The sequence below is a fragment of the Salmonella enterica subsp. enterica serovar Typhimurium str. LT2 genome (assembly GCF_000006945.2).
Lineage (GTDB): Bacteria > Pseudomonadota > Gammaproteobacteria > Enterobacterales > Enterobacteriaceae > Salmonella > Salmonella enterica.
Genome location: NC_003197.2, coordinates 1,489,521 through 1,511,616, shown reverse-complemented (window position 1 = coordinate 1,511,616; position 22,096 = coordinate 1,489,521). Strand labels below are relative to the sequence as shown.

Here is a 22,096-nt window from a genome sequence, read left to right as displayed (position 1 = left end):
ATTACTCTGCGTCCGGCTCCTGAGTTTTATATTTTGCCGCAGTTTCTTTAATAAGCTGCTGCAACTCACCACGCTGATACATTTCAATCACAATATCACACCCGCCGACCAGCTCGCCGTCCACCCACAGTTGTGGGAATGTCGGCCAGTTGGCGTATTTCGGTAATTCAGCGCGAATATCCGGGTTTTGCAGGATATCAACATAGGCAAAACGTTCCCCGCAGGCTGAAAGCGCCTGAACGGCCTGCGCAGAGAAACCACAGCTTGGCAGTTTCGGTGAACCTTTCATATACAGGAGAATCGGGTTTTCAGCGATCTGGCGCTGAATTTTTTCGATAGTGGTGCTCATTGTCTCGCTTCCTTAAACTACTTTTACGACTGAAGCCTGTCATTGTAACGGGTCAGGCTGGCAACGGAAAATAACATTTTCATCATGCCTTATTATTTTACCGTCTGCGGGAATAAGTTGTATACAAAATATCTTTTAAGCGGGTTGCCGCGCAGTGATTTGTAGATAACGCGTTCGTGTTTAGCATTAATTGCTATTTTTTTACATCTGTTAACGAAACACAGCTTCAGAAACCAAAAGCAATTACCAATCTGTGCTTTTGTAGATTAGAATTATCAGGTTTTGTAAATCATACGCAGGCATGAATCGCCTGCCTTTAACAGAGGATTGCTCAGTGGCGCGGATAAACAAAATCTCGATCACGCTCTGTGCTTTACTTTTTACTACTCTCCCCTTTACGCCAATGGCCCATGCTTCCAGGCAAGCCAAAGCGACGCCTGCTGTTTCTCATGTCACGAAAACGGCAGATAAAAAGAAAAGCACAACGAAAAAGATCAGTAAAACCAGCAAAAAAAACGTAAAAAAAACCTCAAAAACCAGCCGTTCTTCTTCCGCTTCTACGCCAAAACGTACCACCGCCTCCACGAAATCTCGTCATACGACGCATCGTCGTAACAGAACCGCGCCCACGTCAATCGCCGCCCTCGACGTAACGGAAAAATGCACGACGCGTAAAGGCCGTAAGCCGCACTGCGTGAAGGGGAAAGGAACATTGCCGGTCTCTATTGCCGATGCGCATCGTGCAAAAGTACAAAAAGCGACGAAAACCGCGATGTCCAAACTCATGAATCAGATTGGTAAACCGTATCACTGGGGAGGCGCGTCGCCGCGCACCGGTTTTGATTGCAGCGGTCTGGTTTATTATGCCTATAAAGATTTAGTGAAGATCCGTATCCCCCGAACGGCGAATGAGATGTATCACCTGCGTGACGCGGCGCCCATTGAGCGTAGCGAGTTGAAAAACGGCGATCTGGTGTTCTTCCGTACGCAGGGGCGCGGCACCGCCGATCACGTTGGCGTCTATGTCGGCAACGGTAAGTTTATCCAGTCTCCGCGCAGCGGTCAGGAAATTAAGATCACCTCACTGAACGAAGAATACTGGCAACGTCATTATGTCGGCGCCCGCCGGGTGATGACGCCTAAAACAATTCGCTAATATTTTATCCTGTCGTTTAACGACAGGATAACTTCTTCTTTTGCGCCACCGCTCAATTTGCTACCCTATCCTTACGCGCACCAGGGGTATTGTGCGTGCGCAATATTAATAATAAGGAGAGAAGCAATGTCGTTCGAATTACCTGCATTACCGTATGCCAAAGATGCTCTGGCGCCGCATATTTCTGCTGAGACGCTGGAATATCACTATGGCAAACATCATCAGACTTACGTGACCAATCTTAACAATTTGATCAAAGGCACGGCGTTTGAAGGCAAATCGCTGGAAGAGATCGTGCGCACTTCCGAAGGCGGCATCTTTAATAACGCCGCTCAGGTGTGGAACCACACCTTCTACTGGAACTGCCTGGCGCCAAACGCTGGCGGCGAACCGACCGGGAAACTGGCTGATGCTATCGCGGCATCTTTTGGCAGCTTCGCGGAATTTAAAGCGCAATTCACCGATGCCGCTATCAAAAACTTTGGTTCCGGATGGACATGGCTGGTAAAAAGCGCTGATGGCAAACTGGCTATCGTTTCTACCTCAAATGCCGGTACGCCGCTGACTACGGATGCAACGCCGTTGCTGACGGTTGATGTGTGGGAACACGCGTATTACATCGACTACCGCAACGCCCGTCCAAACTATCTGGAGCATTTCTGGGCGCTGGTTAACTGGGAATTTGTTGCGAAAAATCTCGCCGCATAAGTCTGAGTACGCAGAAGGTACGCCTTCTGCGTTTTAGAGAGGGATAGAATAGAGGAGACGCCCACCCTCAGAAGAGAGGAAATCAGTGCAGAGCGGCCGTTAATCCACCTGCGACAATCACGCCCAGAACAATCAGCGTAGTAATCAACGAAAATTTCAGGTCGGTACTCATCAAGTTTTCTCCTTTTTATTCCCACACAAAAAGTGATATAGCGCATTTTTGCACATTCCCGCACAAAAATCTCTCATGTTTTATATTGATAACTGTTTTTAACGCTTCCCCTTTTCCTCAAGATCAGACAAAATTCCAGGCTTACTGAATTAGCGTAACGGCCATTGACCCCTTCCTGACGTTCCGTGTCGTTTTTCCGGCGTGCCGCAACCCTGATGTTGCGATTAGGGTGTGTGTAGGCAAACGTTTACCTGGCGTTTCTCAGGAGCTTAGCGAGGGTCTGGAGTGAAATGTAATGGCAACAATTAAAGATGTAGCGAAACGGGCAAACGTTTCCACTACAACTGTATCACACGTAATCAACAAAACGCGTTTTGTCGCTGAAGAAACGCGTAACGCGGTCTGGGCGGCAATTAAAGAGCTGCACTACTCTCCCAGCGCCGTCGCGCGTAGCCTGAAGGTTAACCATACCAAGTCGATAGGCTTACTGGCGACCAGCAGCGAAGCGGCCTATTTTGCCGAAATTATCGAGGCGGTTGAAAAAAACTGTTTCCAGAAAGGCTATACGCTGATTTTAGGCAACGCCTGGAATAACCTGGAAAAACAGCGCGCCTACCTGTCCATGATGGCGCAAAAGCGCGTGGATGGCCTGCTGGTGATGTGTTCTGAGTATCCAGAACCTCTGCTTTCCATGCTGGAAGAGTATCGCCATATTCCGATGGTGGTGATGGACTGGGGCGAGGCGAAGGCCGATTTTACCGACACGGTGATTGATAACGCCTTTGCAGGCGGCTATATGGCGGGTCGTTATCTGGTTGAGCGCGGCCACCGGGATATCGGCGTTATTCCCGGCCCGCTGGAGCGCAACACCGGCGCGGGCCGGCTGGCAGGCTTTATGAAAGCCATGGAGGAGGCGCTGATCAACGTGCCGGACAACTGGATTGTTCAGGGCGACTTCGAGCCGGAATCCGGTTACCACGCGATGCAGCAAATTTTATCGCAGTCACATCGCCCTACCGCCGTTTTCTGCGGCGGCGATATTATGGCGATGGGCGCGCTTTGCGCGGCTGACGAAATGGGGCTTCGCGTACCGCAGGACGTTTCGGTGATCGGTTATGACAATGTGCGTAACGCCCGTTACTTTACCCCGGCGCTGACGACGATTCACCAGCCCAAAGACTCTTTAGGCGAAACCGCATTTAATATGCTATTGGATCGCATCGTCAATAAGCGTGAAGAGTCACAGTCTATTGAAGTTCATCCACGCCTGGTTGAGCGTCGCTCGGTCGCTGACGGCCCGTTCCGCGACTATCGGCGTTAATCCCCGCTGTCGGGAGCCTCTTCTGGCTCCCGCAGCCACTCCCGATTCAACGTTTCGCTATCGCCCAAATAGTCCAGCAGCCATGCCAGCGCGGGCGAGGCCTCGTTTTGCTGCCACGTCACGCAACAGGCCGCATCGGGAAACGGATTCTCTAACGTCAGCGCCACCCATTTTCCGCTGTCTATCCACTGTCGGGCAAAATGCGTCGGCACCATTCCCACGCATAGTCCTGCCGACAGGCAGGTTGCCGATGACTCCCAGTCCGGTACGACGACCCTTTTTTGGTTATCCAGCAGCCAGGTAATCCGTTTCGGTAAGGTTCGCGAAGTGTCTTCCCTGACCAGCGACGGCCAGTTGCGCAGGGTATCATCGCTTAACGGCCCAGGCATCGACGCCAGCGGGTGATCGCTTGCCACTACGCAGCTCCAGCTCAGGGTCCCCATATCCCGAAAAGCGTAACGCCCCCCTACCGGAATCGCCTGCGTCGCCCCAATCGCCAGTTCGACACGCCCGTCGGAGAGCGCGTCCCAGACGCCGTTAAACACCTCCTGAAAAACCAGCAGTTCCACATCGTCAAAATGGCGATAGAAATCGACGATCATCTGCCGGGTACGTTCTGGTCTGACGATATTGTCCACCGCAATAGCTAACTGCCCGCGCCAGCCATTAGCAATTTGCTGACACTGCTGGCGAGTGATCTGCATTTTTTTGATAACAGAACGCCCTTCTTTTAAAAACCAGACGCCAGCAGGCGTCAGTTCAACATCACGGTGACGTCGTACAAAAAGCGGTACGGCCAGCCACTCCTCTAACTGACGAACGGTGTAACTGACTGCTGAAGGCACACGGTGCAGTTCCTGCGCCGCCGCGCTAAAACTGCCATTGCGCGCCACGGCGTCAACCACTTCAAGCGAGTATTCCGACCACATAATTTGCCTACAAAAATTTTGAATTCACTGGACAAATATTAACGTTTCACAACCGTAATTTCACTCCCTACACTCTGCGACAATGTCTGTCTGATAAGAAAGAGAAACAAATATGCAACCTGGAAAAGGTTTTTTAGTCTGGTTAGCCGGCCTTAGCGTGCTGGGATTTCTGGCTACGGACATGTACCTACCCGCGTTTGCCGCCATACAGGCGGATTTACAAACGCCTGCCGCCGCGGTCAGCGCCAGCCTCAGCCTGTTTTTAGCTGGCTTTGCCGTCGCGCAACTACTTTGGGGACCGCTATCGGATCGTTATGGCCGTAAACCGATTTTACTGCTGGGGTTATCTATCTTTGCGCTCGGAAGTCTGGGGATGCTGTGGGTAGAAAGCGCGGCAGCACTGCTGACGCTGCGCTTCGTGCAGGCCGTCGGCGTTTGCGCGGCAACGGTAATCTGGCAAGCGCTGGTGACCGATTATTATCCTTCGCAAAAAATTAACCGTATCTTCGCCACGATCATGCCACTGGTGGGCTTATCCCCGGCGCTTGCGCCCTTACTGGGAAGCTGGATACTGACGCATTTCTCATGGCAGGCGATTTTCGCCACCCTGTTCGTGATTACGTTGTTGCTGATGTTGCCAGCGCTGCGCTTAAAACCATCGGGAAAAGCGCGTACCGAAGGACAGGATAAACTCACTTTCGCGACGTTGTTACGCTCTAAAACCTATCGCGGTAATGTGCTGATTTATGCCGCCTGTTCCGCCAGCTTTTTTGCGTGGCTAACAGGGTCCCCATTTATTCTCAGCGCGATGGGTTACAGCCCGGCAGTGATTGGCCTGAGCTATGTTCCGCAAACCATCGCTTTTCTGATTGGCGGATATGGTTGCCGCGCGGCGCTACAAAAATGGCAGGGCTACCAATTGCTTCCGTGGCTGTTAGGGCTGTATGCGCTGAGCGTTATCGCCACCTGGGGAGCGGGCCTTCTGAATAATGCCTCACTGGTGGAGATCCTGATTCCTTTCTGCGTAATGGCGATTGCTAATGGTGCCATCTACCCTATCGTCGTCGCGCAAGCGTTACGCCCTTTCCCTCAAGCCACGGGGCGCGCTGCGGCGCTACAAAATACGCTGCAACTGGGGTTATGTTTCCTGGCAAGCCTGGTGGTTTCATGGCTCATCAGCACGCCGCTGCTGACCACCACCAGCGTAATGCTCTCTACCGTTGTTCTGGCGGCGTTAGGTTACAAAATGCAGTCTCATGCAGATTGCGCTGAGACCGGATTTCCCCATGCCAATGTCGCCCACGACAAGTCTCACTAAAGACTTGTTAACCGCTGGTAATTAGCACGCTAACAATTTTCGGTTGAATCATCAAAAATTGCGGCCTATACTGATTCCCGGTTGTTTATATTACGATAATTATTAGGCATTAACGGGAACCGGAGCGTTCCCGATTCACCATGGATGGCCTTTTCGGCAAGGGCTCCTCCCTTCCTCTGTTCTACGTCGGATAACTGGCTCACGGAATTGTCCGTGGGATTTCTCACAAAGCCAAAAAAGCGTCTACGCTGTTTTAAGGTTCTGATCACCGTCCAGTGATGGAGAAACTATGAGTTCATCGTGTATAGAAGAAGTCAGCGTACCGGATGATAACTGGTACCGAATCGCCAACGAATTGTTAAGTCGCGCGGATATTACAATTAATGGTTCCGCCCCGTCTGACATTCGTGTTAAGAATCCCGATTTTTTTAAACGCGTCCTTCAGGAAGGATCGTTGGGGTTAGGTGAGAGTTACATGGATGGCTGGTGGGAATGCGAGCGTCTGGATATTTTCTTCAGCAAAGTCTTACGTGCCGGTCTTGAAAATCAACTCCCCCACCATGTTAAAGATACGCTCCGTATCCTCGGCGCGCGTCTGATTAATCTACAAAGTAAAAAACGCGCCTGGATTGTCGGCAAGGAACATTACGATCTTGGTAATGACCTTTTTTCCCGTATGCTCGATCCCTATATGCAATATTCTTGCGCCTACTGGAAAGATGCCGATACGCTGGAAGCGGCACAGCAAGCCAAGCTGAAATTAATTTGCGAAAAGCTACAGCTACAACCGGGGATGCGTGTGCTGGATATCGGCTGCGGCTGGGGCGGCCTGTCGCAATATATGGCGACCCATTATGGCGTTAGCGTGGTGGGCGTAACGATCTCCGCTGAACAACAAAAAATGGCGCAGACGCGTTGCGAAGGTCTGGATGTCTCCATTCTCCTCGAAGATTATCGCGACCTTAACGATCAGTTTGACCGAATCGTCTCTGTCGGCATGTTCGAACATGTCGGGCCAAAAAACTACAACACCTATTTTGAGGTCGTTGACAGGAATTTAAAACCGGATGGTCTTTTCCTGCTCCATACTATTGGTTCTAAAAAAACCGATCATAATGTCGATCCGTGGATCAATAAGTATATTTTCCCCAACGGTTGTTTGCCGTCTGTTCGTCAAATCGCCGAGGCCAGCGAATCACACTTTGTAATGGAAGACTGGCATAACTTTGGCGCCGACTATGACACGACTCTGATGGCGTGGCATGAGCGCTTTATCAATGCCTGGCCAGAGATTGCGGGCAATTATAACGAGCGCTTTAAACGTATGTTCAGCTATTATCTCAACGCCTGCGCGGGTGCGTTTCGCGCGCGTGATATCCAGCTTTGGCAGGTGGTATTTACGCGCGGCGTTGAAAACGGACTGCGCGTTCCTCGCTAATCATCTCCCCCGCATTTCATGCGGGGGAATCTTATTTTCCGTTAGCCAATGTCGGCCTGATTTCTGACCGCATTTTCTCGCGCAGCCAGTACGCGTTCTACGGTATCGACAACCGCCTGCGTTTGCGGATCGATCTCGATATTCACACGCTCACCCAGTTTTTTTCTGCCAAGCGTAGTACGTTCCAACGTTTCCGGAATGAGATGCACGCAGAAGCGCGTTGGCGTTACCTCGCCGACGGTCAAACTGATGCCGTCGACGCCGATAAAGCCTTTGTACAGGATATACTTCATCAGGGACGCATCCTGCACTTTAAACCACACCTGATGGTTATTTTCGGAGGTCAGGATTTTCGCGATCTCCGCCGTCGTAATAATATGCCCCGACATCAGATGACCACCGATTTCATCGCTGAATTTGGCGGCGCGCTCTACGTTGACCTCATCACCTACCCTCAACGCGCCCAGATTGGTGATGCGCAACGTTTCTTTCATCAGATCAAAACTTATCTGGTTACCGTTTATTTCAGTCACCGTCAAACAGCATCCGTTATGCGCTACCGACGCCCCCGTCTCCAGCCCCTCCAGCATGTAGTCAGGTAACGTCACCACATGGGTGCGAAAGTTGGGTTTTTCATCAATCGATACCAGTTTCGCGGTACCCTGTACGATCCCCGTAAACATATCTTCAACTCCTGAAATAAATAAAAGCAGAACTGTTCAGCACAATAGCAGGTGGAAAAACAGCTTGCCAGCAATGCGCCGTTAACAACTGTTTTTTCACTGGAGAAATAGTAATACCCCGCTACAATAGACTGAAATTTCCCCTGCTATTTCTTTTGGCTGCCACTTCGGCGGCTTTTTAGTCTTTCATATAACAACAAAATAAAAGGTGAATACGTGCAGAAGTATACCAGTGAAGCGCGTCAGTTATTAGCGTTAGCAATACCGGTGATCCTTGCGCAAGTGGCACAGACCGCAATGGGATTCGTCGATACCGTCATGGCGGGAGGCTATAGCGCTACGGACATGGCTGCCGTCGCTATCGGCACCTCTATCTGGCTTCCCGCCATTTTGTTTGGTCACGGCTTACTGCTGGCCTTGACGCCTGTGATTGCGCAACTCAATGGCTCCGGCCGTCGTGAGCGTATCGCGCATCAGGTTCGACAAGGGTTCTGGCTGGCGGGCTTTGTCTCCGTGCTGGTGATGATCGTCCTGTGGAATGCCGGATACATTATCCGCTCTATGCATAATATTGATCCGGCGCTGGCCGATAAAGCCGTGGGTTATCTTCGCGCGCTGCTGTGGGGCGCGCCAGGATACCTTTTCTTTCAGGTAGCGCGAAACCAGTGCGAAGGTCTGGCCAAAACCAAACCGGGTATGGTGATGGGATTTTTGGGCCTGCTGGTGAATATTCCGGTGAACTATATTTTTATCTATGGCCATTTTGGTATGCCGGAACTCGGCGGTATCGGCTGCGGCGTTGCGACTGCGGCGGTCTATTGGGTGATGTTTATCGCCATGCTTTCTTACATTAAACACGCGCGTTCAATGCGTGATATTCGTAATGAAAAAGGCTTTGGCAAACCCGATAGCGTCGTCATGAAGCGCCTGATTCAACTGGGGTTGCCGATTGCGCTGGCGCTGTTCTTTGAAGTGACGTTATTTGCGGTCGTTGCGCTGCTGGTTTCGCCATTAGGTATTGTGGATGTCGCCGGTCATCAGATTGCGCTTAACTTTAGCTCGCTGATGTTCGTACTGCCGATGTCGCTGGCTGCGGCGGTAACGATTCGAGTGGGTTATCGTCTGGGCCAGGGCTCAACGCTGGATGCGCAAACCGCAGCGCGTACCGGTTTAGGCGTCGGCATTTGTATGGCTGTGGTTACCGCTATTTTTACCGTTACTCTGCGTAAGCATATTGCTTTGCTCTACAATGACAACCCTGAGGTCGTGGCGCTTGCCGCGCAATTAATGCTGCTCGCTGCGGTTTACCAGATTTCCGACTCTATACAGGTTATCGGCAGCGGTATTCTGCGCGGTTATAAAGATACGCGTTCCATCTTTTTTATCACCTTTACCGCCTACTGGGTGTTAGGTTTACCCAGCGGTTATATCCTGGCGTTAACGGATTTGGTGGTGGATCGTATGGGACCGGCAGGCTTCTGGATGGGGTTCATCATCGGCCTGACCTCGGCGGCGGTGTTAATGATGCTACGGATGCGCTATCTACAACGTCAGCCGTCCGCCATCATTTTGCAGCGCGCTGCGCGATAATACGACGATAGCCGTCGCATGGCGGCTATTTTCTCGACATGTTGCATATTTCCACCGCAATCAGGTGATTTCAGGAAGAAAATTGCGATTTCCCTCTTGCCTCATTGCGGTTGTGACGCTAATATTCGTCCCCGTTGTCACCTACAACGTTGCGTTCATAGCTCAGTTGGTTAGAGCACCACCTTGACATGGTGGGGGTCGTTGGTTCGAGTCCAATTGAACGCACCATCATTTTAATGCGTCTGTAGCTCAGTTGGTTAGAGCACCACCTTGACATGGTGGGGGTCGATGGTTCGAGTCCATTCAGACGCACCAATCCATTATCTTGTTTAATTTTATAATACGCTATCTGGTGCTTGTGCCAGGCTAAAAGCGATTATTTTCAGTCTCTCACCTTTATCGTCAAGCACTGCTCTATACGCTATTACCCTCTTAACCTTCGCAGTGGCCTGAAGAAGCATACCAAAAGCATTTATGGTGTTTCGGTAGAATGCGCATAATCTATCTTCATCACCATACGTAACAAGGCTGCAACGGGTTCAAATAACGTTTCAGGAATTTTATCTCCGCGTTCCACTTCAAAAAATAATGAGCGGGCCAGCTCAACATTTTCAACAACGGGGATGCAGTTGCGTTCAGCGATGTTAACAATATAGTTAGCTTGAGCATCACTGCCTTTTTCCAGGACGCGTGGTATTGGCATATCGGTGGGATGATAGCCAAGACAAACCGCAATATGCGTTGGATTACGCACTACCGCAACAGATTGTTTAACAGATTGAGCTAAACTCCCACTTTGTATTTCACTCTGCATTTCCCGACGCCGCGTCTTCATTTGAGGGTCGCCCTCCAGATCTTTATGCTCCTGTTTTACGTCATCTTTACTCATTTTTAGATCTTTTCTAATCTTATAATATTGAAAAGAATAGTCCAGTATGCCAACGACGATATAAAAAACCATCACCCCTACCCATAACCATTTTATTAAAGAAGAAACCACAAGCACGCCACAGGCTAACCCACAGTACGGTAGCGCCCGAAAAGTACTGGCATAATAATAAAAGAAAAAGGCAAAGATAAGAGATAGCATGATAACTTTTAGGCTGGATTTACATAATTCTACTACGCTATGTAAAGAGAATATCTGCTTAAAATTACTTACCGGATTTATATGCTCGCTTTTAAAACCAATGGCCTTGCTGGCAATAACCACCCCCACCTGAAGAAACACGCTACCCACAGTAGCAACTATTACCCCAGCGCCCAGAAACAGCAGTGCAGAAGTCAGTGACTCTATTAAAGCATGACTCAATTGCGTTAATGCATAAGAAAATGGTTTATTTACTAATTGTAATGTGAAAGTTATTGACTCAATCAGTATCAAAATCATCTTTTCAGTAAAGAAATGAAAATACAAATAAAGCGCAATCAGCTGAAATAATGATGTTATTTCAATACTTTTGACAACCTGCCCTTCCTTACGGCCATCACGTAATTTCTTTTCTGTAGGCTGTTCTGTTTTCTCGCTCATACAGATGGAAACCAGTCTTTTAGATAAATATAAAATTTATCGCTTTCAACCAAATAGTGATGAAGAGCATAAGGGAATGAGATCAGGAGCGTCAGTAGAACCAATATACTTTTGAGCGGCATTGAGAAGAAAAACACATTCAATTGTTGTGCCGACCGATTTAAAAGACCTAAAGCCAGATCGGCTAATACCATACATATTATGGCAGGAAGAGAGAAGCTGATACATAATTGATAAAGCGTTCTCCACTCTGCCTGGATATATTTTAAAAATTGCTGGTCAAATAATAAAGTACGCCCTGGTGGTAAATATTGATATGACTCATACAGAATGTTTAATATAAACTCCATGCCGCCGCTTATAAAGAAAATAACACACAAGAACTGGCTGAAAAGCAAGCCAAAAAGTGAGGTTTCAGCTTCTATTGTAGAATTGAATATCGTACCCATTGTCGCGCCACGTAAAGTATCAAGCAGAAACCCCGCCATATCAACGGCCCAAAAGGGAACCGCCGCACAAAACCCAATTGAAAAACCAATAATCACCTCTCCAGTGACTAACCCTAACCAACTGTAATCTTTACCAATATGCATCATAATCTTCTGCTGGTAAATGATTGGTAATATCGGAAAGGTAAGTGACATAAGCACGCCATTACGTAAAAGTGCGGCCCCTAAACTGCCACTTTTTAATAAGGGAAGTAATAAAGAAAGGCTCAATGGTCGAATAAAAGCCACAGCCAATGCAATAAGCCACTCATTTACCTGTTGTGCCATTCAACCATGCTCTCCAATTCGTAACATTATCTGCCGGGTATAATTCAACAGGATACCGCTAAGCCATGGGTAGCTGACCATTAAGGTTATTGCAATTGCCAATAATTTAATCATGAACTGTAGCGTTTGGTCCTGTATTTGAGTCAAGGCCTGAACAAGGCTTACGATGACACCAACTACCGATGCCACCAACACTACCGGCATAGACGTAAAAAGGACGATCCATAAAAGTTGCGTTACAAATTGCGTCAATTCAGAATCATTCATGAAAAGCTCTGTACCAATTGCGCCAGTGTCAGATCCCAACCGCCTGCCAGTAAAAATATTAGCAGCTTAAACGGTAATGAAATGGTCATCGGCGACACCATCATCATCCCCATAGCCAGCAGTATATTTGAAATAAGCAGGTCAATAGCCAGAAAGGGAAGATAAATAAGTAATCCAATCCGAAATGCCTGCGTTAACTGACTCACCGTAAATGCCGGAATTAATATGAGCAAAGAATCAGGTTTTATCTTTCTTTTTATGTCTTCAGGCCAGGTTCGTTTTATCAAATTCCGAAAATAATTGGCTTCCTTCTCTTCAGAGTTTTTTTGCAAAAACTGTCGATAAGGCGCTAATGCTTTACTGTCCCACTCAGACGTCCAGAAAGGAGCGCCAGCGACCTGAACCGGATGCCAGCGCTCTTTTACAGCTAATAGCGTCGGCCCCATAATGAATAAGGAAAGTACAAGCGCAAGGCCATACAGTGCGATATTTGGGGGGACTTGTTGAATACCCAGAGCATTTCGTAAAATCGAAAATACCACCGCCAGTTTAAGGAAAGAAGTTCCCATGACGATAATGAGAGGCAGTATTGAAAGCAGAAACAATATACCAATCAGTTGCAAAGGCGAATCGGGTAAAGACATACTGTATCTCTCATGACACGACCTGGAACGCTATTATATTGTTCGCATATTATTTTTCTTATCAGGTTTACGCTGTATTTTTGCAAAGATACCAACGTGTAATACGCACCATAAATTCATTGCCACAGGCAATCAACTCACCTTGCCCAATAATACGGTCATTTACTCTTATCGTCACCTCTGGCGCAAAACATCCACCTACAGGCAAAACGTCCCCCGTTTTAAGTTGTCGTAATTGTCCAATTTCCAGACTCGCACGTCCGACCTCAAAGAGCACCTGTTGTGGTATCTGCTCAAGTTCGACTGAAGACGTTCCGTCACTCTTTGACATTGGGCTCCCTGACGCAAGTAGCGTTTCGATATCCTGGACTAATTCGTCAAATTTCATCGTGTTATCCTCTGTCAGCAACACCCTTGCGTAGATTCCCCCAGGTAGTTGAATAGCAAAAAAACCGAGTCTGATGTCGCCGAAGCAATGAATCCGAACGCCCATGCCGATTTCGATAGACTCAAGTTCGATTAATGTAAGCTGGCACCAGCCTGAATATACAGGGACTACCACAGGAGGGGCAGGATAAATCTGTTGTCGCTCAGCAGAAAGCTCTCCGACTATATTGCGCAAAAAACCCGTTGGCCATGTAAAAATAATGCTATGGAACTCATGCTCTTCAACTGTCCATTTAATATGCAACGCTAGCTGATGTGGTAGATTACTGCAGGATGTTGGCGGCTCGTTCTGACAGAGGGTTGCATCACTGGCTTGCAATAACGGCGCCAGCCCCCATTCAGCTATTCCATATAGCAATTCAGGATCGATAGCCGATCGATTAGCGGTGCCAATTAGCCCTTCACACCAGCGCTGCCAGCATTGTTCTGCAATCCACACCCTACCCAGCTCATTATGATAATTTATGGTAAATAATGTCCCTTGCTGTACTGGATATTGTTGCATACTCAATGTCAGCTCACCAATGGTAGCGCCTTGCGTTGGAAGTATCTCCACCCACGGACGCTCTTCATTCGCTATTCTTAACATAGAATATCTCCAGGGAAATTATATACCCCATATGCAGCAACTGAGACTCCAGCCACTGCTTTAGCGCTTTCATCGAACGGTAAATTTCATGATGAGGGACATTGATTCTTAACTGGATTAGCCCCCCTGATTCACATACTTCACACTCTACACCGTCAAGATAACCGCCACTAACACGATAACGTTGCGTGAAAACCACGTTCTTATTCAATGCTGCAGGAGGATTATTCTCACCAATGGGTAATGCCTGGTGCATGAGTTGTTCAAAGTCCATACGTTCCGCCTCCGCCTCGTTATCATCCTGATAAGACTGGCATGGCAACCCAAGACTTCCCTCAACTTTGGTAATACGCATCGCTTAATACCATAGTAATTTTTTCTTTCTTTTTCATAAGCGCATTAAAATTCTTCTGTAATTCGCTTCGCCGGGAGACAAGCTGCTGATACTGATTCTCTAACTGCTGCCGTTGCGTCAAAAAGCTCTGCGCCTGAGTGAATAACCCGGCCATTTGTTGTTTCTTATCCAACAATAAATGACAAGATAACGTACCTTGCCAGCCCATTAATTCTTTCAGTCTGGTAGACACTGCTAAAGCGCGCGTCTGGCAAATCTGCTGTTCCGTAATAATCGCCTGTTGCTGCTGATCAAGTACGGTAAGCTTGCCGCGTAATTGCTTTTCACGCCGCGCGATTATCTCCAGCAAAGTTTCCATGATCACTCGGTGAGTATTTGGTGTAATTTTTCTATAAGTAGCTCGGGTCCGCATACTTCATCCTTACTTTGTCGCAAAAATGTGCAAATATCCGGATAGGTATCAATGGCTTTGTCAGTATCTGTATCAACTCCTCGCTGGTATTCCCCAATGCGTATTAACAGTTCAACCTCCTGGTAAAGCGCCAGGCACCGTCGCAATATCGCCGCCAGTTGACGATGCTCATGGCTGGTAACGACTGGAAAAACGCGGCTGAGCGTTGCCAACACGTCAATGGCAGGATAATGCCCCCTCTCTGCAAGCCGTCGGGATAGTACAATATGTCCATCAAGCAGTGAACGGACTTCATCCGCCAACGGCTCATTCATATCATCGCCTTCCACCAGTACCGTATAAAATGCGGTAATACTGCCTTTTTCTCCCATTCCCGTACGTTCTAAAAGTCGTGGCAATGCACTAAATACGCCTGGCGGATATTCTCCAGAAACCGCGGTCTCTCCGGCGGCCAGAGCGATTTCCCGTGCGGCCCTGGCATAACGCGTCAGTGAGTCGGCAAGCAAGACGACTCGCTTTCCATTATCGCGAAAAAATTCTGCTATCGTGGTGGCCACAAACAGCGCCCTCACGCGCTCTAAGGCGGGTCTGTCAGAGGTTGCGACAACAATGACACAACGTTTTCGGGTCTCTTCAGACAGTGTAAAATCGATGAATTCGCGGACTTCTCGTCCACGTTCACCAATTAACACCAGAACATTGCTGTCTGCGTCTGGCGCATTACACAGCATCGCCAGAAGCGTGCTTTTCCCCACGCCAGGAGCAGAAAAAATACCCACTCGTTGCCCTTCGCCACAGGTCGCAACGCTATCAATAGCGCGAATCCCCGTCATTAATGGTTGAGTGATAGGCTGTCGAACCATTGCGGGAGGAGGCATTGCATCATAGTCTTTCCAGCAGACGTCGGGCAGTTCGCGGCCATCAAGGGGACGACCAAAGCCATCAATAACTCGCCCTAATAACGCTTCGCCCACGGGAACCTGATGGCGTCGCCTTAAGGCCATCACTTGCTGCCCGCAGTGAAGCCCGATTGTACTCGTAAAAGGAGATAGCAAAGCTTTGCTGCCATTAATCCCCACGACTTCAGCAAGTTCTTCTCCAGGCTTTATACAGCACAACTCGCCCATAAATACCCCAGGCAACCACGCATTTAACAACGTTGCGCTGACATCCTGAATTCGGCCCCATCGACAATAACCATCGGGGGGCGGATATTTCAGCCTCAGACGTTGCATCAATTCATTCTTCATTGTCCGCCAACTCCTCTTCGCTAAGGTCAATACTTTCTACCACTTGTATAAGGCTCTCCTCTCCTAATTCCTGCCATGACAAAATCGGTACGTCGAACAAGGTGGCTTCTGTAATTTTTCGCAAGAAACGTCGGGTGTCGACAGAAGTGACAATGAATAATTTGGCTGACTGCTTCAGCGCCTGCTCGATAAGTTGCAGGATCTGCGTCTTATGACGAGACGACAGCGCAGTATAGGTCCCCATTGCCGTCTGGCGAATGGATTCACGCACGAGGTTTTCAATACCTTCGCCGATCCGCAAAATCGGCAGCGGTTTTCCTTCCGGATTAAGACGACGCAGAATATGACGACGAAGCGCGATACGGACATATTCTGTCAACATCAGGACATCTTTTTCACGTGGCGCCCAGTCAATTAAGGTGCCGAAAATAAGACGTAAATCTCTAATAGAAACCCGCTCTGATACAAGCCGTTGCAAAGTTTCAGCGATTTTATTAATGGGTAACTGGCGCTGAAGCTCTTTCACCAGCTCAGAGTAGTTTTTTTCCATCGCATTCATTAGATAACGCGTTTCCTGAACACCAATAAACTCTCCCATATGCCGAAGCAGGACACATTTTAATAAGGCAGAGATACGTTGGCTGCCCGCGAAAACGTCCAGTCCAAAACCTTGCGCCTTATGGGCCATGTCTTTTGTAAGCCAACAGATCTGCCCCATCCCGTTCGGTAACGTCTGGCTGTCACCCACCACACTAGCGTCCGCGCCTATCAATAAATAATCCGCCTGAGCGGGAATAGATAAACTAAATACGGGTTCCTGATATAGCAGTACCGTCAATTTTTCGGTGGGTTCAGGCAAAACCTCAATATTCACCTCAGGGAGAGGGACGCCGGTATCCTCAAATAAAAACCATCTCATGGCGTCAATATCACGAATCAGGTCGGCAGAATGTAACGTCGGGCTAAGACGTAAGATTAGAGGACATGCGCCGGGAACCATACTATCTTTTTCCGGTGCTTCGACGCCATTTGCGGAAACCACAGACTTTTTGCGGCGAATGAGGATAATTGGCAATGCTAACAACGCTGAAAAGAAAGCGAGAGTGATAAAAGGAAAGCCAGGAATTAAAGCGAGGAGCATTAAAACCACAGCGGTTAATATGAGCGACTGAGGTTGTCTGGCAATTTGAGAACTCAACTCTGTCGCCAGGTTCTGGCGTTTCTCACCCGGGACACGGGTGACAATAATTCCCGCGCTAAGGGAAATCAGCAGCGATGGAATTTGCCCACATAAACCATCTCCGATTGACAGTACGCTATAAGTGTGAACAGCCTCACTCATCGACATATCATATTGTACGATAGCGATAATGATACCGCCGATAATGTTCACCAGAACAACAATAATACCGGCAATCGTATCGCCTTTAACAAATTTCATCGCACCGTCCATCGCACCGAGAAAGCGGCTTTCCTGCTGGACATGCTGTCTTAATGTACGGGCATGGTCTGCATCGATAACTCCGGCACGCAAATCGCCATCGATACTCATTTGTTTGCCTGGCATCCCATCAAGCGAGAAACGTGCGCTAACTTCCGCCACCCTCTCGATACCTTTTGTAATGACAATAAATTGCACGATAGTAATGATGGTAAATACGACCAACCCAACGGTGAGATTTCCTCCTACGACAAACTTACCGAAAGCATCCACAATATTACCGGCATTATGTTGTAACAGTACCAGCCGTGATGTGCTGATTGTGAGTGACAAACGATATAATGTAGTAATAAGTAATAAAGACGGAAATACCGATAAATCGAGAGGGTCACTAAGATAAATAGCAATTAAGAGCAGGATCACTGAAAACATAAGGTTGATAGTAATCAGGATATCAACCATCCAGGTCGGCAAAGGTAACAGCATCATCACAATAGCGATTAATAACACCGTCGCCAGAACCATATCCTGCCGACCCGCGCATACACTGAGCCACTGTTGCGCCCTGACTCCCTCACCTAACCATGAACGCATTGCGACTCCAGAAATTTTATTTGTCGATGATGTAATCGTAACCAGAGCTCGGCGGAGCTGGAAAGAGGTGGAGAACAACTCATTGCAAGCCCATCGCGCAACAAAAATAATCGTTGAGGAATACCCTGGAACGCTGCGGGTTTCCAGTTAGCCAACGCTTTAAAAAGCAGTTCTTCGTCTAAGAAGGTTTGCTTGAGTATCTGACATAAGTGAATACGACCGTTATGATAGTTTAGATAGGTTTCATATTGTCCTTGCCGCCAGAACATATTGGTTGCTAAAGGCCGTTCAGCTAATCCTGCTAATTGAATAAAAAGCTGAATATTACGTTCAGTAATGAGATCCCAATCCATCCTGACGCCTCATGATGAGCCAGAAAGCCAATTTACCTAAATATTGAAAGCCAGGTATCAGAATAAAACCTGATTTATCTTTACTTCACGAAGCGTTTCGAGAATTTGTTCACGTTGATCTTCGTCGTTAAAACAGTTATCGGGTATCAGCATAAACTGCGCATCAAGTTGTTGGAGTAACCGATTGAACATCTTCGATGAAGAAACTATAGCGGTAAGTCTATCAAGCAACCAATCACTGAAAAGCCAGCGCTCACAAATAATATCGAGTAGTAGCGGCAGTAATGTATTAGGCGGCAACTGGCAAATCCACTCCTCACGCTGGCACTCTTTTTCAAGGCCAAGGAATAACAGCAAACGACGCAAACGTACTAATGCTGCGGCCAAACGACTTTGCTCCGAGGGTTCGATGCATATGCTAAGTTCAAAGGCTACTGCTCTTAGCAAAATACGGACCCGTTCACAGCGATCCGGCCAGTCTGCCACGCGTCTGAACCACTGCGATAAGGGCATTTCATCGTTGTCTATCGCCTGTTGCATAAAACGCTTCAGAGAGGACAGCGTAGCGGTATCCACTTCGCCAAGTTCCAGTAAACTAAAAACGGCAAGTTCCCATCCCTCCTCCGCTGTAAGCGTATCCAGTTGCGATTGCAAATCGCGTTTTTTCTTTTTTGACAACCCGCCGGCAGTAAGCGCCATTGCAAGAGCGATAATTTGATACGCATTCTGTAAATCAGGATCACTATTCTCTTCGGTAAGCGGACGCAACGTTGCCCCATTATCCTCCTGTATTTGTTTTATCAAACGCAGCAAAGCCTGCTGTCTGCGCTCCAGTTTCTCAGCATCAGTGAATTTATAATTTTCGCGCAGTTTACCACTCAGCGCCATTCCTATTTCTTCCATCGTCTCATAGAGCGCTGCCCCCGTCGTTTCCTGTAACTCCTGGAGAGCTAACATTGAAGGCGAAATAACCTCTTGTTCCTCTATAACCTGGCCAGGGGTAAATGCTGTAGGGGGCGTCATTTTTATCTCATTAATTTTAATATTCATCGCTACCTCTTTTATCTTCACCATTACGTAACCATTTCAGTAACGCGTTGAAATGACGAGAAAGTGAAAATTCAACGGCATATCGTGTTGAGGAAAGTTCAGCCTGATCGGGAGAGAAACCAGGCTCGATAATCAACGTAAACCGCTTGCCAAAAGTTTCTCGCATCAATGCCTCTTTTTCAGGATGAATACGCAAATAAAGCGCTCCCTCTTCCGCCATAGCCGTGGCCTGGCGTGCCAGACGATGGCACATAACACTGTCTACCGACTGTTGGTCGAACCAGGCCAACAGAACCTGTTCTATACTATTTTTAATATGATGCGCTGCGTGATCGACCAATGAACGAAATTGATTTTCATCGTCTTGTAAATGTTTTACATGCTGTTCCAGCCATTCCACTTCCATTTTTTCCAGCGTATTTTTACGCAAGCACGCTAGTTCTTGTTGCTGCTCAACTTTCTGTTCACGCTGATAACGATAGGCGTCTCGGATGATTTTTTCAGCCTTACGGTAAGCGGAGCTCACAATAGCATGTGAAACTCTCTTAGCTTGTTGCTCTTGCGCAAATAAAGTTAATTGTAATGTTATCCACTGTGACTCAATAATATTTCGAGCGGGTAGCTTATGGTTAATTTCCGTCAGAGGAAGTGAAGTAAAACTCATAGCAAATGCTCCATGAAGATAATCTCGGTAAGAGAAGTCTTCGGCCAAAGTATACGCTGCGGAGGGGGTAATAATACTAATAGCGCATGTAAAACCGCATCGTCATGCGCTTCCCGATTAAGAATGGCGGTACCGATCTGCAATGCAGTTTGTTGCATCACTTGCGGAGGAAGTAATTTGCCATCTCTTTGCCCCAACCAACCATATAGCTGCCAGATCTCATCCTCGCTAAACCACTGTAGAAGCAATTGCCGATACTCTGGTAGCATAAAATAGTCACTACACCTGAGTTTGAATAATCCCAGCCCAAAGGCAAATGCCGATATACGCGGCGCAAGACGAACCTGCCGTTTTTGCCTGTCATTTAAACAGGCTGGAATAACAGAGCTTCCTCTTAGTCTATTTAACGCTCTGTCAAGAAGACGATCCAACTCGGGCCGATCGCCATAACGCCAGCAGTTTGAAAGATGAAAGCCCAGCTTATCCAGCCATTCCGGTACAGCGTAACGAGCAGGTTGCCAGAAATAACGATAAAGTTGCAACACCTCGGGATCAGGTCGGCTCAAAAACGGCGTCTCAGGCAAAAATAGCCGATCAGGATGCCCACTCCTAATAACAGTCCTGTCAACGATAACATCAACGGATAAGGGTATTTCATCAACCACTTCACCACCTTCCCTTTATTGGCGTTGATAACGTCCATAATCCAGAATGTTTGTCTCGCGGGTACGTCAGCTACCATTCTGAATTCAGCAGGCTGCATCAAGATACTAATCTTACTGTATTGCAACCCAGGGATTGACATCTCTATTAAATCTTTAATTTTTACCCGAAAGGCCTCCATATTGACCTGAGGTGAATATTTTATAAATACGGCAACTGAGCTCGGAGAAGCGTTACTTCCCTCATCATAAGTCGGTAGCGCAATGGTCACTTTTGCATTAATCACGCCCTCCATCTGACTCAGCATTCCTTCAATTCTTTGTTCTTTTAAAAAATTAATCTTCTGCTGTTCTTCCTGGGGTGATACCACTAACTGATTAGCCGGAAACATCTTATCCGCCGTTGTAAACTGCCTATGCGGATAACCGTTAAGTCTAAGTAGCTCAACCGCATTAATAAACTGCGACTGCTCGACACGTAAGGTTACACCATCCTCTTCCTGTTTTTTTTCCGCATCAATATGATGCTGCATAAGTAATGCCAGCATTTGATTCGCTTCATCTTCTGGCAATGAGCGATAAAGATCCACATCACATGCCGTAAGAAAGAACGTAAGGACAGTAAGAAATACTATACGATGAACCTTCATGCCATGTTATCCAGCTTATTAAGCGCTTGCGATGCTGCGCCTGATATTCTGGCAAGATAATCGACGCCTACCGTTAACTGCATATAATCCATTTGTCTGGTCAACATAACCTGCGGTAATAAAGCACTGGCGTTACTGGTGGATGCTTCATCTTTCAGCAATTGTTCAAAAAAATTAATTTGCTCCTGGCTCGGTTCTGCAGAGGACTTTACATAAGATTGAGTGCTTACAGGCACTACGCTCATATCAGAAATATTCAATTTTCAAACCCCTCATTTGGTGCAGGAAATAACAGACGCAGCGCCATAGCCTCTGGCAAATCTATATCCGATAAAATTTTCGCGGCTTTTAGCGGCTCATTTAAACCCGCCAACAATAATGCCAGACATACCAACTGTAATTTTTTATCCGGAACAATAACCGTTAGCGCTGGTAACATCGCATGTACCTGGGAAATCAGGCTATGGTTAACGCCCGCAAACATGATTTCCAGCAGCAACCGTCGAACATCGTCGCTAATAACTTCAGATTTTAGCAATGATTCCACTAAGCATATCCTTGATCATTTTGATCAGTGAACTTTCGTAATTAATAAATGTAGAATACTGCTGTAAGGCAAATTGCGCTTTAATCATCGATTCTGGGTTGAGCAAATCATTACCATTCATTTTGTCATTAATGGCCTGGCCTGCCTGGTGCGCCATGTGGGAGAGCATATCCACTAATTGTGCAATATCCATAATGCTT

The 22,096-nt window shown here is 47.6% G+C and carries 26 protein-coding genes, 2 tRNA genes and 26 other annotated features; of the genes, 8 read left to right on the top strand and 20 right to left on the bottom strand.

Going from position 1 to position 22,096, the window contains the following annotated elements:
* Position 1: 1 nt before the first annotated feature.
* Positions 2–363, bottom strand: a protein-coding gene (gene ydhD / locus STM1433; protein NP_460396.1) for a putative glutaredoxin protein. Within the gene, positions 2–349 belong to an annotated coding region; the region does not span the whole gene.
* Positions 358–363 (bottom strand) — a ribosome-binding site (putative RBS for ydhD; RegulonDB:STMS1H001661). Its footprint overlaps the gene before it by 6 nt.
* Before the next feature lie 287 nt (positions 364–650).
* Between ydhD and ydhO the strand changes: the two genes are divergently transcribed.
* The 3 genes from ydhO (at position 651) to purR (ending at position 3,706) form a co-directional block, all read left to right on the top strand.
* Positions 651–1,505: a putative cell wall-associated hydrolase gene (gene ydhO / locus STM1432; protein ID NP_460395.1), complete on the top strand. Its 855-nt coding sequence runs from the start codon at positions 651–653 to the stop codon at positions 1,503–1,505.
* A gap of 113 nt (positions 1,506–1,618) precedes the next feature.
* Positions 1,619–1,624: a ribosome-binding site (putative RBS for sodB; RegulonDB:STMS1H001660), on the top strand.
* Positions 1,619–2,213, top strand: a protein-coding gene (gene sodB, locus STM1431; protein NP_460394.1) for an iron superoxide dismutase. Within the gene, positions 1,632–2,213 belong to an annotated coding region; the region does not span the whole gene. (Overlaps the previous feature by 6 nt.)
* 371 nt (positions 2,214–2,584) lie before the next feature.
* Positions 2,585–2,593, top strand: a -35 signal (putative -35_signal for purR; RegulonDB:STMLTH004488).
* Positions 2,585–3,706 (top strand): transcriptional repressor for pur regulon, glyA, glnB, prsA, speA (GalR/LacI family) gene (gene purR / locus STM1430; protein ID NP_460393.1). Within the gene, positions 2,681–3,706 belong to an annotated coding region; the region does not span the whole gene. (Overlaps the previous feature by 9 nt.)
* Positions 2,601–2,609, top strand: a -10 signal (putative -10_signal for purR; RegulonDB:STMLTH004488). (Overlaps the previous gene by 9 nt.)
* Positions 2,624–2,642, top strand: a protein binding site (putative binding site for PurR, RegulonDB: STMS1H000352).
* Positions 2,666–2,671, top strand: a ribosome-binding site (putative RBS for purR; RegulonDB:STMS1H001659).
* Positions 2,710–2,728: a protein binding site (putative binding site for PurR, RegulonDB: STMS1H000348), on the top strand.
* On the opposite strand, the gene ydhB is transcribed toward purR, so the two are convergent.
* Positions 3,703–4,645, bottom strand: a protein-coding gene (gene ydhB / locus STM1429) for a putative LysR family transcriptional regulator (RefSeq protein NP_460392.1). Within the gene, positions 3,703–4,635 belong to an annotated coding region; the region does not span the whole gene. The two genes, purR and ydhB, sit on opposite strands and share 4 nt — an antisense overlap.
* Positions 4,640–4,645 (bottom strand) — a ribosome-binding site (putative RBS for ydhB; RegulonDB:STMS1H001658). (Overlaps the previous gene by 6 nt.)
* A 91-nt stretch (positions 4,646–4,736) precedes the next feature.
* Positions 4,737–4,742, top strand: a ribosome-binding site (putative RBS for ydhC; RegulonDB:STMS1H001657).
* Between ydhB and ydhC the strand changes: the two genes are divergently transcribed.
* The gene (ydhC, locus tag STM1428; protein NP_460391.1) for a putative MFS family transport protein occupies positions 4,737–5,953 on the top strand. Within the gene, positions 4,748–5,953 belong to an annotated coding region; the region does not span the whole gene. Its footprint overlaps the feature before it by 6 nt.
* 278 nt (positions 5,954–6,231) lie before the next feature.
* Positions 6,232–6,237 (top strand) — a ribosome-binding site (putative RBS for cfa; RegulonDB:STMS1H001656).
* Positions 6,232–7,391, top strand: a protein-coding gene (gene cfa, locus STM1427; RefSeq protein ID NP_460390.1) for a cyclopropane fatty acyl phospholipid synthase. Within the gene, positions 6,243–7,391 belong to an annotated coding region; the region does not span the whole gene. Its footprint overlaps the feature before it by 6 nt.
* 41 nt (positions 7,392–7,432) lie before the next feature.
* On the opposite strand, the gene ribE is transcribed toward cfa, so the two are convergent.
* Positions 7,433–8,088, bottom strand: a protein-coding gene (gene ribE / locus STM1426) for a riboflavin synthase, alpha chain (RefSeq protein NP_460389.1). Within the gene, positions 7,433–8,074 belong to an annotated coding region; the region does not span the whole gene.
* Positions 8,083–8,088 (bottom strand) — a ribosome-binding site (putative RBS for ribE; RegulonDB:STMS1H001655). Its footprint overlaps the gene before it by 6 nt.
* A 191-nt stretch (positions 8,089–8,279) precedes the next feature.
* Positions 8,280–8,285 (top strand) — a ribosome-binding site (putative RBS for ydhE; RegulonDB:STMS1H001654).
* On the opposite strand from ribE, the gene ydhE reads away from it, so the two are divergent.
* The 3 genes from ydhE (at position 8,280) to valW (ending at position 9,986) form a co-directional block, all read left to right on the top strand.
* Positions 8,280–9,664 (top strand): putative MATE family transport protein gene (gene ydhE, locus STM1425; RefSeq protein NP_460388.2). Within the gene, positions 8,291–9,664 belong to an annotated coding region; the region does not span the whole gene. It overlaps the preceding feature by 6 nt.
* Before the next feature lie 161 nt (positions 9,665–9,825).
* Positions 9,826–9,899 (top strand) — tRNA-Val (valV, locus tag STM1424).
* A 13-nt stretch (positions 9,900–9,912) separates the two neighbouring features.
* A tRNA-Val gene (valW, locus tag STM1423) sits at positions 9,913–9,986 on the top strand.
* A gap of 150 nt (positions 9,987–10,136) precedes the next feature.
* Here valW and ssaU read toward each other — a convergent pair.
* The 17 genes from ssaU to ssaG all read right to left on the bottom strand — a co-directional run bounded on the left by ssaU (position 10,137) and on the right by ssaG (position 22,096).
* Positions 10,137–11,200 (bottom strand): secretion system apparatus protein gene (ssaU, locus tag STM1422; protein NP_460387.1). Within the gene, positions 10,137–11,195 belong to an annotated coding region; the region does not span the whole gene.
* Positions 11,192–11,976 (bottom strand): secretion system apparatus protein gene (gene ssaT / locus STM1421; RefSeq protein NP_460386.1). Within the gene, positions 11,192–11,971 belong to an annotated coding region; the region does not span the whole gene. The genes ssaU and ssaT overlap by 9 nt, the downstream gene beginning before the upstream one ends.
* Positions 11,195–11,200, bottom strand: a ribosome-binding site (putative RBS for ssaU; RegulonDB:STMS1H001653). It overlaps the preceding gene by 6 nt.
* Positions 11,971–11,976, bottom strand: a ribosome-binding site (putative RBS for ssaT; RegulonDB:STMS1H001652). (Lies within the gene ssaT.)
* Positions 11,972–12,242 (bottom strand): secretion system apparatus gene (gene ssaS, locus STM1420; RefSeq protein NP_460385.1). Within the gene, positions 11,972–12,238 belong to an annotated coding region; the region does not span the whole gene. Before ssaS ends, ssaT begins: the two co-directional genes overlap by 5 nt.
* Positions 12,235–12,885, bottom strand: a protein-coding gene (gene ssaR / locus STM1419; protein NP_460384.1) for a secretion system apparatus protein. Within the gene, positions 12,235–12,882 belong to an annotated coding region; the region does not span the whole gene. Before ssaR ends, ssaS begins: the two co-directional genes overlap by 8 nt.
* Positions 12,237–12,242 (bottom strand) — a ribosome-binding site (putative RBS for ssaS; RegulonDB:STMS1H001651). Its footprint overlaps the gene before it by 6 nt.
* Positions 12,880–12,885: a ribosome-binding site (putative RBS for ssaR; RegulonDB:STMS1H001650), on the bottom strand. It lies within the gene ssaR.
* 64 nt (positions 12,886–12,949) lie before the next feature.
* Positions 12,950–13,925 (bottom strand): secretion system apparatus protein gene (ssaQ, locus tag STM1418; protein NP_460383.1). Within the gene, positions 12,950–13,918 belong to an annotated coding region; the region does not span the whole gene.
* Positions 13,899–14,278 (bottom strand): secretion system apparatus protein gene (gene ssaP, locus STM1417; protein NP_460382.1). Within the gene, positions 13,899–14,273 belong to an annotated coding region; the region does not span the whole gene. Before ssaP ends, ssaQ begins: the two co-directional genes overlap by 27 nt.
* Positions 13,920–13,925 (bottom strand) — a ribosome-binding site (putative RBS for ssaQ; RegulonDB:STMS1H001649). (Overlaps the previous gene by 6 nt.)
* Entirely contained in the window at positions 14,254–14,631 is a 378-nt protein-coding gene (gene ssaO, locus STM1416) for a secretion system apparatus protein (protein ID NP_460381.1), read from the bottom strand. The genes ssaP and ssaO overlap by 25 nt, the downstream gene beginning before the upstream one ends.
* Positions 14,273–14,278, bottom strand: a ribosome-binding site (putative RBS for ssaP; RegulonDB:STMS1H001648). (Overlaps the previous gene by 6 nt.)
* Before the next feature lie 2 nt (positions 14,632–14,633).
* Positions 14,634–15,943, bottom strand: a protein-coding gene (ssaN, locus tag STM1415) for a secretion system apparatus protein (protein NP_460380.1). Within the gene, positions 14,634–15,935 belong to an annotated coding region; the region does not span the whole gene.
* Positions 15,925–17,977 (bottom strand): secretion system apparatus protein gene (gene ssaV / locus STM1414; protein ID NP_460379.1). Within the gene, positions 15,925–17,970 belong to an annotated coding region; the region does not span the whole gene. Before ssaV ends, ssaN begins: the two co-directional genes overlap by 19 nt.
* Positions 15,938–15,943, bottom strand: a ribosome-binding site (putative RBS for ssaN; RegulonDB:STMS1H001647). Its footprint overlaps the gene before it by 6 nt.
* Positions 17,955–18,329, bottom strand: a protein-coding gene (ssaM, locus tag STM1413; protein ID NP_460378.1) for a secretion system apparatus protein. Within the gene, positions 17,955–18,323 belong to an annotated coding region; the region does not span the whole gene. The genes ssaV and ssaM overlap by 23 nt, the downstream gene beginning before the upstream one ends.
* Positions 17,972–17,977: a ribosome-binding site (putative RBS for ssaV; RegulonDB:STMS1H001646), on the bottom strand. Its footprint overlaps the gene before it by 6 nt.
* Positions 18,324–18,329 (bottom strand) — a ribosome-binding site (putative RBS for ssaM; RegulonDB:STMS1H001645). Its footprint lies within the gene ssaM.
* A 51-nt stretch (positions 18,330–18,380) precedes the next feature.
* Positions 18,381–19,401 (bottom strand): secretion system apparatus protein gene (gene ssaL / locus STM1412; protein NP_460377.1). Within the gene, positions 18,381–19,397 belong to an annotated coding region; the region does not span the whole gene.
* Positions 19,363–20,043 (bottom strand): secretion system apparatus protein gene (gene ssaK, locus STM1411; RefSeq protein NP_460376.1). Within the gene, positions 19,363–20,037 belong to an annotated coding region; the region does not span the whole gene. The genes ssaL and ssaK overlap by 39 nt, the downstream gene beginning before the upstream one ends.
* Positions 19,396–19,401: a ribosome-binding site (putative RBS for ssaL; RegulonDB:STMS1H001644), on the bottom strand. It overlaps the preceding gene by 6 nt.
* Positions 20,034–20,582 (bottom strand): putative cytoplasmic protein, encoded by a 549-nt coding sequence (locus STM1410; protein NP_460375.1) that lies wholly within the window; start codon positions 20,580–20,582, stop codon positions 20,034–20,036. Before STM1410 ends, ssaK begins: the two co-directional genes overlap by 10 nt.
* Positions 20,038–20,043 (bottom strand) — a ribosome-binding site (putative RBS for ssaK; RegulonDB:STMS1H001643). (Overlaps the previous gene by 6 nt.)
* Before the next feature lie 17 nt (positions 20,583–20,599).
* The gene (ssaJ, locus tag STM1409) for a secretion system apparatus protein (RefSeq protein NP_460374.1) occupies positions 20,600–21,355 on the bottom strand. Within the gene, positions 20,600–21,349 belong to an annotated coding region; the region does not span the whole gene.
* Positions 21,346–21,594 (bottom strand): secretion system apparatus, encoded by a 249-nt coding sequence (gene ssaI, locus STM1408; protein NP_460373.1) that lies wholly within the window; start codon positions 21,592–21,594, stop codon positions 21,346–21,348. The genes ssaJ and ssaI overlap by 10 nt, the downstream gene beginning before the upstream one ends.
* Positions 21,350–21,355: a ribosome-binding site (putative RBS for ssaJ; RegulonDB:STMS1H001642), on the bottom strand. It overlaps the preceding gene by 6 nt.
* Positions 21,595–21,605: 11 nt before the next feature.
* Positions 21,606–21,839, bottom strand: a protein-coding gene (gene ssaH, locus STM1407; protein NP_460372.1) for a secretion system apparatus. Within the gene, positions 21,606–21,833 belong to an annotated coding region; the region does not span the whole gene.
* Positions 21,834–21,839 (bottom strand) — a ribosome-binding site (putative RBS for ssaH; RegulonDB:STMS1H001641). It overlaps the preceding gene by 6 nt.
* Before the next feature lie 34 nt (positions 21,840–21,873).
* The gene (gene ssaG, locus STM1406; protein NP_460371.1) for a secretion system apparatus occupies positions 21,874–22,096 on the bottom strand. Within the gene, positions 21,874–22,089 belong to an annotated coding region; the region does not span the whole gene.
* Positions 22,091–22,096 (bottom strand) — a ribosome-binding site (putative RBS for ssaG; RegulonDB:STMS1H001640). (Overlaps the previous gene by 6 nt.)

Bases quoted from the DNA above. Each gene is read 5' to 3' on its own strand.
- ydhD (NP_460396.1), bottom strand. From the start codon at position 349: ATGAGCACCACTATCGAAAAAATTCAGCGCCAGATCGCTGAAAACCCG.
- ydhO (NP_460395.1), top strand. From the start codon at position 651: ATGAATCGCCTGCCTTTAACAGAGGATTGCTCAGTGGCGCGGATAAAC.
- sodB (NP_460394.1), top strand. From the start codon at position 1,632: ATGTCGTTCGAATTACCTGCATTACCGTATGCCAAAGATGCTCTGGCG.
- purR (NP_460393.1), top strand. From the start codon at position 2,681: ATGGCAACAATTAAAGATGTAGCGAAACGGGCAAACGTTTCCACTACA.
- ydhB (NP_460392.1), bottom strand. From the start codon at position 4,635: ATGTGGTCGGAATACTCGCTTGAAGTGGTTGACGCCGTGGCGCGCAAT.
- ydhC (NP_460391.1), top strand. From the start codon at position 4,748: ATGCAACCTGGAAAAGGTTTTTTAGTCTGGTTAGCCGGCCTTAGCGTG.
- cfa (NP_460390.1), top strand. From the start codon at position 6,243: ATGAGTTCATCGTGTATAGAAGAAGTCAGCGTACCGGATGATAACTGG.
- ribE (NP_460389.1), bottom strand. From the start codon at position 8,074: ATGTTTACGGGGATCGTACAGGGTACCGCGAAACTGGTATCGATTGAT.
- ssaU (NP_460387.1), bottom strand. From the start codon at position 11,195: ATGAGCGAGAAAACAGAACAGCCTACAGAAAAGAAATTACGTGATGGC.
- ssaT (NP_460386.1), bottom strand. From the start codon at position 11,971: ATGGCACAACAGGTAAATGAGTGGCTTATTGCATTGGCTGTGGCTTTT.
- ssaS (NP_460385.1), bottom strand. From the start codon at position 12,238: ATGAATGATTCTGAATTGACGCAATTTGTAACGCAACTTTTATGGATC.
- ssaR (NP_460384.1), bottom strand. From the start codon at position 12,882: ATGTCTTTACCCGATTCGCCTTTGCAACTGATTGGTATATTGTTTCTG.
- ssaQ (NP_460383.1), bottom strand. From the start codon at position 13,918: ATGTTAAGAATAGCGAATGAAGAGCGTCCGTGGGTGGAGATACTTCCA.
- ssaP (NP_460382.1), bottom strand. From the start codon at position 14,273: ATGCGTATTACCAAAGTTGAGGGAAGTCTTGGGTTGCCATGCCAGTCT.
- ssaO (NP_460381.1), bottom strand. From the start codon at position 14,631: ATGGAAACTTTGCTGGAGATAATCGCGCGGCGTGAAAAGCAATTACGC.
- ssaN (NP_460380.1), bottom strand. From the start codon at position 15,935: ATGAAGAATGAATTGATGCAACGTCTGAGGCTGAAATATCCGCCCCCC.
- ssaV (NP_460379.1), bottom strand. From the start codon at position 17,970: ATGCGTTCATGGTTAGGTGAGGGAGTCAGGGCGCAACAGTGGCTCAGT.
- ssaM (NP_460378.1), bottom strand. From the start codon at position 18,323: ATGGATTGGGATCTCATTACTGAACGTAATATTCAGCTTTTTATTCAA.
- ssaL (NP_460377.1), bottom strand. From the start codon at position 19,397: ATGGTGAAGATAAAAGAGGTAGCGATGAATATTAAAATTAATGAGATA.
- ssaK (NP_460376.1), bottom strand. From the start codon at position 20,037: ATGAGTTTTACTTCACTTCCTCTGACGGAAATTAACCATAAGCTACCC.
- ssaJ (NP_460374.1), bottom strand. From the start codon at position 21,349: ATGAAGGTTCATCGTATAGTATTTCTTACTGTCCTTACGTTCTTTCTT.
- ssaI (NP_460373.1), bottom strand. From the start codon at position 21,594: ATGAGCGTAGTGCCTGTAAGCACTCAATCTTATGTAAAGTCCTCTGCA.
- ssaH (NP_460372.1), bottom strand. From the start codon at position 21,833: ATGTTTGCGGGCGTTAACCATAGCCTGATTTCCCAGGTACATGCGATG.
- ssaG (NP_460371.1), bottom strand. From the start codon at position 22,089: ATGGATATTGCACAATTAGTGGATATGCTCTCCCACATGGCGCACCAG.